Annotated in this window: 8 protein-coding genes; 6 read left to right on the top strand and 2 right to left on the bottom strand. The window is 49.6% G+C overall.

The features are described 5' to 3' along the window. Positions 1-212 precede the first annotated feature (212 nt). Positions 213-1,175 (bottom strand): thioredoxin-disulfide reductase, encoded by a 963-nt coding sequence (gene trxB / locus DUT67_RS12525; protein WP_048260631.1) that lies wholly within the window; start codon positions 1,173-1,175, stop codon positions 213-215. A 590-nt stretch (positions 1,176-1,765) separates the two neighbouring features. On the opposite strand from trxB, the gene lrp reads away from it, so the two are divergent. The 6 genes from lrp to DUT67_RS12495 all read left to right on the top strand — a co-directional run bounded on the left by lrp (position 1,766) and on the right by DUT67_RS12495 (position 10,889). Continuing rightward, complete coding sequence (lrp, locus tag DUT67_RS12520) at positions 1,766-2,260, top strand: leucine-responsive transcriptional regulator Lrp (protein WP_005967536.1); 495 nt, start codon at positions 1,766-1,768, stop codon at positions 2,258-2,260. A 114-nt stretch (positions 2,261-2,374) separates the two neighbouring features. After that, a complete protein-coding gene (locus DUT67_RS12515) occupies positions 2,375-5,845 on the top strand; it encodes a DNA translocase FtsK 4TM domain-containing protein (protein WP_113625782.1) in 3,471 nt (1,156 codons plus the stop codon). 213 nt (positions 5,846-6,058) lie between these two features. Beyond that, a complete protein-coding gene (gene lolA, locus DUT67_RS12510; protein WP_113625783.1) occupies positions 6,059-6,670 on the top strand; it encodes an outer membrane lipoprotein chaperone LolA in 612 nt (203 codons plus the stop codon). Positions 6,671-6,677: 7 nt separating this feature from the next. After that, the gene (locus DUT67_RS12505; RefSeq protein WP_113625784.1) at positions 6,678-8,021 is read left to right on the top strand and encodes a replication-associated recombination protein A; all 1,344 of its coding nucleotides are present in this window, start codon (positions 6,678-6,680) and stop codon (positions 8,019-8,021) included. Positions 8,022-8,124: 103 nt separating this feature from the next. Further along, a complete protein-coding gene (serS, locus tag DUT67_RS12500; protein WP_113625785.1) occupies positions 8,125-9,420 on the top strand; it encodes a serine--tRNA ligase in 1,296 nt (431 codons plus the stop codon). 314 nt (positions 9,421-9,734) lie between these two features. After that, positions 9,735-10,889 carry an MFS transporter gene (locus DUT67_RS12495; protein WP_113625921.1) on the top strand — a complete coding sequence of 385 codons (1,155 nt, stop codon included), beginning with the start codon at positions 9,735-9,737 and terminating at the stop codon, positions 10,887-10,889. On the opposite strand, the gene DUT67_RS12490 is transcribed toward DUT67_RS12495, so the two are convergent. Next, positions 10,875-11,816, bottom strand: coding sequence for a LysR family transcriptional regulator (locus tag DUT67_RS12490; RefSeq protein WP_113625786.1), 942 nt, complete (start codon positions 11,814-11,816; stop codon positions 10,875-10,877). The genes DUT67_RS12495 and DUT67_RS12490 overlap by 15 nt on opposite strands. Between the last annotated feature and the right edge of the window lie 162 nt (positions 11,817-11,978).

Below are 11,978 nucleotides of genomic sequence, written 5' to 3'. Positions count from 1 at the left end.
GAAATGGACTTAACAGAAAATAACTCTCATGTAACTGTTAGGTAACAAAATTATCTTCTATCATGCAGAATGACGCCATGTTACCGCGACAGAGACGCGCTGCAAATGAAAAGCAGAAAGGAAATGGGGGAGGCGATCAATTTTTGTGTTGCGGGAGGCAAACTGGAAGGAAGAAAACGGAACGGCAGTTGCCGCCCCGTTTCAGTATCGTATTACTTATTGACGGTCAGTCCGTCCAGGTAACGTTCTGCATCCAGTGCAGCCATACAGCCTGTACCGGCTGAGGTAATAGCCTGACGATAAATGTGATCCATCACGTCACCTGCTGCAAAAACGCCAGGAATGCTGGTCTGTGTCGCATTGCCGTGAATGCCGGATTGTACTTTGATATAACCGTTTTCTAGTTCCAACTGACCACCGAACACGGCCGTATTCGGGCTGTGGCCGATAGCAATAAATACGCCAGCCAGTTCCAGTTCTTCTGCGACATCGCTTTGTGTATCGCGGATACGTACACCCGTTACACCCATGTTATCGCCCAGCACTTCGTCCAGCGTACGGTTGGTATGCAAGACGATGTTGCCGCTTTTGACTTTATCCATCAGACGGTCAATCAGGATTTTCTCTGAACGGAACGTCTCGCGACGGTGGATCAAATGCACTTCCGCAGCGATGTTAGACAAATACAACGCCTCTTCTACGGCTGTATTCCCACCGCCAACAACGGCGACTTTCTGATTACGGTAGAAGAACCCGTCACAGGTTGCGCAAGCGGAAACGCCTTTGCCTTTAAACGCGTCTTCAGATGGCAGGCCAAGATAACGCGCTGACGCGCCTGTGGCGATGATCAGCGCGTCACAGGTGTACTCGGCGCTATCACCGAATAAACGGAATGGACGGTTCTGCAAATCAACGCGCTCAATATGATCGAAGATCACTTCGGTATTGAACTTGGTCGCGTGTGCGTGCATACGCTCCATCAACAGCGGGCCAGTTAAATCATCGGCGTCGCCCGGCCAGTTTTCTACTTCAGTCGTGGTCGTCAGCTGACCGCCTTTTTCCATACCAGTGATTAATACTGGCTGTAAATTCGCCCGTGCAGCATAAACTGCGGCAGTATAGCCAGCAGGGCCTGAACCCAGAATCAATAACTTGTGATGTTTAACGGTACCCATGCTTTCCTCATTTCATGACGGCGGATAATGCTCATACGGATGGTTCCTACGACAACGGACGTCCTTACTATGAACAATTTATAACGATGAACATATCTACCACGGACAATGAGAACGATTGTAAGGAAATTACAGGAGTAAAAAAAGTATGCAGAAAAGTTACTGGCTATTTGTTTAATCGTTAATGACGATGATGATGACAAATCGCTGAAAAATCAGCCACATTCATAAGTAAAATGATTGAAGTCACCTTGGTGAATGGCTCTGGCTTATCCAATCTGGCAGTTTCTTCTGATTTTCATTGTTTTGCTTTGACAATCGGCTGTGCATTTGCGAAAACATCTGGGTAAGAGGAAATTTTTTGTATGTGGACAGTTAAAAGCTCGGCTTTTTATTCGTTTTTGCGCAGATAGGCCTTTGGGCTACGGATATGACGTGATGGCCTTCTTCGCGGTGAGTGAGGCGATAACGAGAAGTTAATGACTGTTGATATACAAAATAGGCAGCGTGTCTTCTTTAAGGGTAACTCTGATACATGAGGTCTATCGGGGTAAAGCGTGTGCAGGGAAAAGTGAAGAGAGACAATAATAATGGTAGACACTAAAAAACGGCCAGGAAAAGATCTCGATCGTATTGATCGTAACATCCTGAACGAATTGCAAAAAGATGGGCGTATTTCCAATGTCGAGCTTTCCAAACGGGTTGGGCTGTCACCAACGCCTTGTCTGGAGCGTGTGCGTCGTCTGGAAAGACAGGGCTTCATTAATGGCTACACAGCGCTGCTAAACCCGCATTATCTGGATGCGTCATTGCTGGTTTTTGTTGAAATAACGCTAAACCGTGGTGCGCCTGATGTGTTTGAACAGTTTAACTCTGCGGTGCAGAAGCTGGAAGAGATTCAGGAATGCCATCTGGTTTCCGGTGATTTTGACTACCTGTTAAAAACACGCGTGCCGGACATGTCCGCTTACCGTAAGCTCCTGGGTGAAACGCTTCTGCGTTTGCCGGGCGTAAACGACACCCGTACTTACGTGGTGATGGAAGAAGTGAAGCAAAGCAATCGTCTGGTCATTAAGACGCGATAAACGTGTGGGTGCAAAACCCGATAAATTCAGCTACACTCCTGTGAATTTATACAGTCCCAGCGCCGGGTTTTCTCGGCGCTTTGTCATAAACCTTACAGGCCCCTGGAGAGACTCTTGAGCCAGGAATATACAGAAGATAAAGACGTTACCCTGAAAAAACTCAGCGGAACTCGTCGTTTGCTTGAAGCGATTTTAATCGTTGTGGCACTTTTTGCGGTTTATCTCGGTGTCGCACTACTCAGTTTCAGCCCCTCGGATCCCAGTTGGTCGCAGACTGCGTGGCATGAGCCTATCCATAATTTTGGTGGTGTGGCAGGTGCCTGGCTGGCCGATACGCTGTTCTTCATTTTTGGCGTTTTAGCTTATGCCATTCCGCCGATTATGCTATCCCTGTGCTGGGCGGCTTTCCGTCAGCGTGATAACCACCAATCTATTGAGTATTTTACCTTTTCACTTCGCCTGATTGGAACATTGGCGCTGATCCTCACCTCTTGTGGTTTGGCTGCGTTGAATATTGACGATCTCTACTATTTCGCTTCCGGTGGTGTTTTGGGAAGTCTGTTGAGCAGCTCAATGATTCCACGTTTCAATAGCATGGGTGCGACGCTAATTCTGCTGTGCGTGTGGGGCGCAGGGTTGACGTTGTTTACCGGCTGGTCATGGTTAACGATTGCCGAAAAAATAGGTGCTGGTGTATTGGGCTGTCTGACATTTATGTCAAACCGTTCGCGTCGCGATGAAGAGTATCGTGAAGAAAACGAGCGTGAAGACGATGAGCATAATGCGCTTAACATTCAGCACGATGAAGTATCAGGCGAACCAATACCGCAACAACGTGATGACGATGATGTCCTGTTTTCTGCGCCTTCCGTTGCTGATGCCATAAAGGGTACGACGACGGATAATAGGGCAGAAGAAGCGTTATCGCCTGCTGTTGAAAATGCGCCAGTCGCTACACAACCGACCTCGTTAGCAGAAACATCAGTAGCGGATTCGACATTATCTGATATAGCGCCACCCCTAGCGCTATCAGCGATTGATGCGACGCCGTCACTGAACCCGCCGTTGTATTCGTTTGAAGTCCCTGAAACACCTGTAGCGATGCCGGAGAATGTTACTACGTCGGAGCCTCATAGCAGCGCGTATCCCCCATTTGGGAATTCTTATGGGAACAGTTCTTATGGAAATAGCTCTTATGAGAATAGTGTTGTACCGCCGATCGTAACGTCATCGGTCGTTCAACCGTTTGCTGAACCGCCACAGCCTGCACAAGAGACGGATTTCAACGCGAACAACACCTTTATGCCTGCGTTCAGTGCCGATGGGGATGATAATCCGCAGATTAAACGCGGCGTAGGGCCGGAACTGCCGCGTCCTAATCCGGTTCGTATTCCTACGCGCCGTGAACTTGCGTCATACGGAATCAAGTTACCGTCACAGCGTTTGGCCGAAGAACAAGCAAGGCTGCAGGCGCAGAATGGTAGTGCAGAAACGGAATTGACGAACGACGTGTATCAGGAAGAGACGCCGGATGACATCGCCCAGCAAGAAGCTGCGTTGCAGCAAGCGTATCTGGACCAGCAGCGCCAGCGTTACGGCGATGAGTACCCGTTACAGGAAGACGATGAAGACGCGCTTCTGCAAGCGCAGCTAGCCAGAGATTTCGCTGCACAGCAGCAGTCACGTTATGACGCGAGTACGTCGTCGCGCGATGAAGAAATTCCTGCTCCGATAGCATCGCCTGCGACCCGTGAGCCGGTTCAATCAAACCCTGTGGTGTCACATAACGCCTTTTCATTCTCACCATTTAGCGCTGAGAGTGAGCGAGAGCCTGAATTTGAGCCACGTACGTTCAGCGAGCCGACGTATTCGCCGCCGGCTTATAACACTGAGCCCGATCTTCCGCCGATGCATGTTGGCGAAGATAAAGACGACAACGATGAGCGCAACCCGTTGATGTTTGAGCAGCCAGTGCAATCGACACCTGCGCCTGTTGACGTTACGCGACAGGAAAATGCAGATGCGCCAACGCATCATCCGGCAATGGATGGCCTAATTCATCCGTTCCTGATGCGTAATGAACAACCGTTGCAGAAGCCGACCACGCCATTGCCAACGTTGGATTTGTTGACTCCGCCACCAGCAAGTGAAGCGCCTGTTGATAATTTCGCTCTGGAGCAAACGGCGCGACTGATTGAAGCGCGGTTGGCTGATTTCCGGGTAAAAGCGGATGTGGTCGATCACTCTCCTGGACCCGTAATCACACGGTTTGAATTGGATCTGGCTCCGGGTGTTAAAGCCGCGCGTATCTCGAATTTGTCGCGTGATTTGGCGCGTTCACTGTCAGTCGTTGCAGTACGTATTGTTGAGGTTATTCCCGGTAGGCCATATGTCGGGCTGGAGTTGCCGAATGCACACCGTCAGACGGTTTATCTGCGAGAAGTGCTGGACTGTGATGCATTCCGGGATAACCCTTCGCCGCTGGCGATAGTATTAGGGAAAGATATTTCTGGCGAACCTGTCGTTGCCGATTTGGCGAAAATGCCACACCTGCTGGTTGCGGGTACGACGGGGTCGGGTAAGTCGGTCGGCGTCAACGCCATGATCATCAGTATGTTGTATAAAGCTACGCCAGAAGACGTGCGCTTTATCATGATCGACCCGAAAATGCTGGAGCTCTCCGTGTACGAAGGCATTCCACATTTGTTGACGGAAGTTGTGACCGACATGAAGGATGCGGCAAATGCGCTGCGCTGGTGTGTCGGTGAAATGGAACGTCGCTATAAGCTGATGTCAGCGCTTGGCGTGCGTAATCTGGCGGGATACAACGAACGGGTGATGACGGCAAATGCAATGGGGCGTCCGATTCCCGATCCGTTCTGGAAGCCGGGCGACAGTATGGATATGACGCCACCCGTGTTGGAAAAACTGCCGTATATTGTCGTTATGGTCGATGAATTTGCTGACCTGATAATGGCAGTGGGTAAGAAGGTTGAAGAATTGATTGCTCGACTGGCGCAAAAAGCGCGTGCTGCGGGGATTCACTTGGTACTGGCGACGCAGCGTCCGTCGGTCGATGTGATCACTGGGCTGATCAAAGCGAACATTCCGACGCGTATTGCGTTTACGGTTTCCAGCAAGATCGACTCACGCACTATCCTCGATCAAGGTGGCGCGGAATCGCTCTTGGGGATGGGGGACATGCTGTATATGGCACCTAACTCCTCTATACCTATCCGCGTTCATGGTGCTTTTGTGCGCGATGAGGAAGTTCACGCTGTCGTTCAAGACTGGAAAGCGCGTGGTCGCCCTCAATATATCGATAATATTGTCAGCGGTGGCGATGATGCTGAAGGTGGAAGCCTGGGGCTTGATAGTGATGAAGAGCTCGATCCTTTGTTCGATCAGGCCGTGGAGTTTGTGGTCGATAAGCGTCGAGCCTCCATTTCCGGCGTACAGCGCCAGTTCCGTATTGGCTATAACCGCGCGGCGCGAATCGTTGAGCAAATGGAAGCGCAGGGTATCGTCAGTTCTCCTGGGCACAATGGCAACCGCGAGGTCTTGGCACCACCATCAATAGAATAGAACGCGGTATTGATTGAAGTCACTCCCCATAAGGGCTGCGCGAGCAGCCCTTATGCAAAGAAGCGTAAAAGCGGCAATAAGCAGATAATTCACCTATCACCGCTCGAGTGGGTTCAGATAACATAGATCTACGAATAACGTGGTCGCTATGTAAAACGCCCGATCTCGCTAGGCGAGGGCGCGTTATATTTAGAAATTCAAAGGATTATGCGTATGAAAAAGTGGTTAGCTATCAGTTGCCTGATTGCAGGTGTTACCTCAACCGCTGTCTATGCGGACGCGGCAAAAGATTTGCAAGGTCGTCTCAATAAAGTAAACAGTTTCCATGCAAACTTCAGCCAGAAGGTAACCAGTTCCGATGGTGCAGCGGTGCAGGAAGGGGAAGGCGAACTGTGGCTGAAACGTCCTAACTTATTTAACTGGAAAACCACATCGCCTGATGAGAGTGCATTGATTTCTGACGGTAAAACACTGTGGTTCTACAACCCGTTTGTTGAGCAAGTCACGGCGACCTGGTTGAAAGATGCAACGGGAAATACGCCGTTCATCCTGATTACGCGTAACGATACCAGTGACTGGAGTAAATACGATGTGCGTCAGAAAGGCGATGATTTTGAACTTACGCCGAAGTCAGCGAGCGGTAATCTGAAGCAGTTCGCGATTAATGTGACGACAAACGGCACGATCAAGCAGTTTACCGCGACGGAACAGGATGGGCAGCGGAGCACTTATGTGCTGAAGAACCAGCAAAATGGCGCGGTGGATGCGGCGCAATTCACTTTCACACCGCCGAAAGGCGTTACGCTGGACGATCAGCGTCAGTGAGGTAAGAGTGAGCAATCTGTCACTGGACTTTTCCTGTAACGAATTCCAACCACTGGCCGCGCGTATGCGGCCAGCGACATTGGCGCAGTATATTGGTCAACAGCACCTGCTCGGTGCTGGTAAGCCGTTGCCACGGGCCATCGAGGCGGGGCAGTTGCACTCAATGATTCTTTGGGGGCCGCCAGGAACGGGGAAAACCACGCTGGCAGAACTGATTGGGCATTATGGGCAGGCCGATGTTGAACGCATTTCTGCCGTGACGTCTGGCATCAAAGAAATTCGCGAAGCGATTGAGCGTGCCCGACAAAATCGTAATGCAGGACGACGCACCATTTTGTTTGTCGATGAAGTTCATCGTTTCAACAAAAGTCAGCAGGATGCGTTTTTGCCGCATATCGAAGATGGAACGATCACCTTCATTGGTGCGACAACGGAAAATCCTTCTTTTGAGCTTAACTCAGCCTTGTTATCTCGCGCCCGTGTCTATTTGCTGAAAGCGCTGACGGCGGAAGATATCGAGCAGGTTTTACTGCAAGCGATGAGCGACAGCGAGCGTGGCTATGGTGGGCAGAATATTGTTCTGCCTGTCGATACTGGGCGGATGCTAGCTGAATTGGTCAATGGCGATGCCAGACGTGCATTGAATAGCCTGGAAATGATGGCGGATATGGCGGAAATTGACGCGCAGGGCATGCGCATCTTGACGCCAGCACTCCTCAATGAAATTGCTGGCGAACGCAGTGCCCGCTTTGATAACAAGGGCGACCGCTATTACGACCTGATTTCAGCTTTGCATAAATCGGTAAGAGGCTCCGCGCCGGATGCGGCGCTCTATTGGTACGCCCGAATCATCACCGCCGGTGGCGATCCGTTATATGTTGCTCGACGGCTGTTGGCAATTGCTTCGGAAGATGTCGGTAACGCCGATCCGCGAGCGATGCAGGTGGCTATCTCTGCCTGGGATTGTTTCACTCGCGTCGGCCCCGCAGAAGGGGAACGCGCCATCGCACAGGCGATTGTTTATCTGGCCTGCGCGCCAAAAAGCAATGCGGTATATAGTGCTTTCAAAGCGGCGATACAAGATGCCCGCGAAAAGCCGGACTATGATGTTCCCGAACATTTGCGTAACGCACCTACCCGTTTGATGAAAGAAATGGGGCTTGGGGCAGAGTATCGGTACGCACACAATGAACCCAATGCCTATGCGGCTGGCGAGAGTTACTTTCCATCTGAAATGGCGGATACGCACTATTATGCACCTACCTCGCGTGGCCTTGAGGGCAAAATTGGTGAAAAGCTCGCCTGGCTTGCTGCTCAGGATCAAAATAGCCCGACAAAACGCTACCGTTGAACTAAGCGTTGCGGTAAGGTTATTCAGGTATTTTCTGAAACCGGCCGCGTAGCGCGCCGTGTACGCCACTATTTCATTTGATAATCATAAGCACAGGATTAGCATGCTCGATCCCAATTTACTGCGTAATGAGCTAGACGCAGTCGCCGAAAAGTTACTGGCTCGCAGAGGCTTTAAGCTGGATGTTGAGACCCTGCGTAAGCAGGAAGAACGTCGTAAAGTATTGCAGGTAGAAACTGAAAACCTGCAGGCAGAGCGTAACTCCCGATCGAAAGAGATTGGTGCAGCGAAAGCACGCGGTGAAGATATCGAGCCTTTGCGTCGTGAAGTTAATACATTAGGCGAAAAACTGGATGCCGCGAAAGCCGAGCTGGATCAGTTGCAGAATGACATTCGCGATCTGGCGTTAACGATCCCGAACCTGCCGGATGATTCTGTGCCGCTAGGTAAGGACGAGACACAAAATCAGGAAATTACCCGTTGGGGTGAGCCGCGTAAGTATGATTTTGCCGTGCGCGATCATGTTGAACTTGGCGAGATGGCTGCCGGACTGGATTTTGCCGCTGCGGTGAAATTAACCGGTGCGCGTTTTGTCGTGATGAAAGGACAGATTGCTCGTCTGCACCGTGCACTTGCCCAGTTCATGCTGGATTTGCATACACAACAGCACGGTTATCAGGAAGCGTATGTGCCTTATCTGGTAAACCACGCCACGTTATACGGTACGGGTCAGTTGCCTAAGTTTGGTGAAGATCTATTCCATACCAATCCATTAAGCGAAGAAGCGGAAAGCAGCCAATACGCACTGATTCCGACAGCTGAAGTCCCGCTAACGAATCTGGTTCGTGACGAAATTCTGGATGAAGAATCTTTACCGTTGAAAATGACCGCACACACACCTTGCTTCCGTTCAGAAGCAGGTTCGTACGGTCGTGATACGCGCGGGTTGATTCGTATGCACCAGTTTGACAAGGTTGAACTGGTACAAATCGTCCGTCCTGAGGATTCCATGCAGGCGCTGGAAGCGTTGACGACCCACGCCGAAACGGTGTTGCAACTGCTGAACTTGCCTTACCGTAAAGTATTGCTCTGCACGGGTGATATGGGCTTTGGTTCTATCAAAACCTACGATCTGGAAGTTTGGTTACCAGCGCAGGACACGTACCGCGAAATCTCTTCCTGCTCAAACTGTGGGGATTTCCAGGCGCGTCGTATGCAGGCTCGCTGCCGCAGCAAGTCCGATAAAAAGACTCGACTGGTTCATACGCTGAACGGTTCTGGTCTGGCAGTTGGTCGCACACTGGTGGCTGTTCTGGAGAACTATCAGCAGGCCGATGGCCGCATTGAAATTCCTGAAGTACTGCGCCCCTATATGGGCGGACTGGAATTCATTGGCTAATCGCTGCTATTTGAATAAAGCGCCTAAGGGCGCTTTTTTTACGCCTTATCTTCGGTAATATTTTTTCATCGTAAAAGTAATTTATCGACCTAATACCGCTCGTATTGCTTGGTTTTTACGTTTAAAGTGTTTTAAAACCAGTTGGTTATAAGAATTCCTTGCTTAACGGTGACGGCCCTTCTGCGAGTATTGATTAATTCTTTCAATCCATAATTTAAGAAAGGCGTTTTAGCACTTTTTGCCCGGATTGACTTTTATATATGCAGTGGCATGATGCGCTCACTCTTCTCCGGTTGCTTGGTTATCCACTCGCTATGTCTGCTTATTCCCGCCCAGTGCTGTTACTGCTCTGCGGACTTTTGCTGCTGACGGTTTGTATTGCGGTATTAAATACGTTGGTCCCACTTTGGCTAAGTTATCAGTCTCTCCCTGTCTGGCAGGTTGGCCTCGTTGGTTCCTCCTATTTCGGTGGTAATTTGGTTGGAACGCTATTAGCCGGTAAATTAATCAAACTGTATGGGTTTAACCGCAGCTATTATTTTGCGGCTTTATTATTTGGCATCGCGATTGTTGGCCTCGGTATTTCTGCGGATATCGGCAGTTGGCTGTTCTGGCGTTTTTTGGCTGGGATAGGTTGCGCATTAATCTGGGTTGTGGTCGAAAGCGCCTTGTTATGTAGTGGAACCTCGACGCAGAGAGGGCAACTGCTCGCTGCTTATATGATTGCTTACTACCTCGGTAGCGTGGTCGGACAGCTGTTGCTTGGCGTGTTGCCTGCGTCATTATTGGGCGTACTGCCGTGGATGGTCGCATTAGTTATTTTGGCCGTACTACCTCTGTTGTTTACTCGCCTTCCTACGCCGCCAGAACAGTACGAAAAGCATGTCAATATGTGGAAAATGCTGACGTATCGCAGTGCGCGTTTAGGCGTGCATGGTTGTATTATTTCCGGCGCAATTTTAGGTTCGTTGTATGGTCTGATGCCACTGTATCTCTCCCATCAGGGGATGAATGATGCGCAAGTAGGCTACTGGATGGCGCTGTTGATCAGCTCAGGGATTGTTGGCCAATGGCCTGTTGGGCGTATGGCTGACCGTTATGGTCGGTTGTTAGTTCTTCGAGTATTAGTCTTTGTGGTGATTATTGGTTGTGCTGCGATGCTCAGCATTAGTCACTATGCTATGGCACCGTCGCTATTCTTATTGGGGTGCGCAGGGTTTACGTTGTACCCCGTCGCTATGTCGTGGGCATGTGAAAAGGTACGTCCTGAAGAACTGGTGGCGATGAATCAGGCGCTGCTCCTCAGCTACACGCTTGGCAGTCTTTGTGGACCAAGCGTTGCTGCGGTGTTGATGCAGAGTTATTCCGATCGATTACTGTTCGTACTCATCGCCGTTATTGCGATGATCTACCTGATGATGTTGCTCAGAAAAGCCGATCATCATTCAACGCCATTAGCTGCTGCTTGAGTCAGTGGTATCAAGGCCGGCCAATGAACTTTGTCCCGCGTCTACCATATTATTCCACAGCGCCTCGGCTACCGGACTGAGACGTTGTTTTGCGTTTCGCACCAGATAAAATATGCTGGTTAGCTTTAAACGATCTGGAGCAATTGCTGCAAGTTTCCCTTTTTCCACCCAAGAGGCTGCATAATGGTCGGGAAGAAAACCAATATGAGTTCCTGCTAGCAGAAGTAACAAACTTCCTTCTAGATGCCAGGCTGTCTGGTGATAACCTTGCTTTGATACAGACCCTAGCTGTTTAGATATCTCGTTTACGGCATGCCCGCCAATTAGCAGCCTGCGAGGATTTAACTCACCAGCAAGCCATTCACGTTCGATCATTGCAGCATTTTCTGCTAGAGAATAAAAGTAGCTATGTTCAACAAAGACAGGCTGATAGAAAATGTCTGCGGGAATGTCATCGGGCAGGGCGCTTAGAACAACATCGAGGTGCCCATTTTTTAACCGCTCCATGAGCGGAAGATATTCCATAATTTCGATTTCGACGTTGACGTCTGGGCTTTGGTCATAAAGATGAGATATCGCTTGTGATACAACGTTGTTGGGGTGAGTGGCGATATTATCCAAGCAGCCTAGTTTTACTTTACCTATAAGTTGATGTTTGATGCGGGCTAGCCTGTTAGCGAAGTCATCGAGTGTGGAAATGACAGATTTTGCTTCCTGGTAGACAACTTCTCCTTCAGTTGTTAAGGCAAAGCCCCCACGGCCACGTTCACACAAAACAAGTCCAAGTGTATCTTCAAGTCTAGACAGATAGTGGCTTAGGACGGGCTGACTCAATCCAGTTGCAGTTTGTGCGTTAGTAATTCCTTGTTTTTCAACGATTTTACAAAAAAGTTTTAACCAGCGAATCTCCAGTTTATCTAAGCGCATAGCATTTCCTTCGCATACATTACATATCTGAATGTTAACATCAAAATATATCTGTATTAATCGATATGAAACCAATTTATCTTGTTGTCACACCACATTATTGATGTGGTCGCCACAAAAATCGTGGTTTATGCGTCACATCAGGGTTTCTCATAAAGCATA

This window comes from Pectobacterium peruviense, assembly GCF_003312355.2.
Lineage (GTDB): Bacteria > Pseudomonadota > Gammaproteobacteria > Enterobacterales > Enterobacteriaceae > Pectobacterium > Pectobacterium peruviense.
The sequence above is the reverse complement of the archived record's forward strand: the minus strand, read 5'-3'. Positions and strand labels throughout refer to the sequence as shown.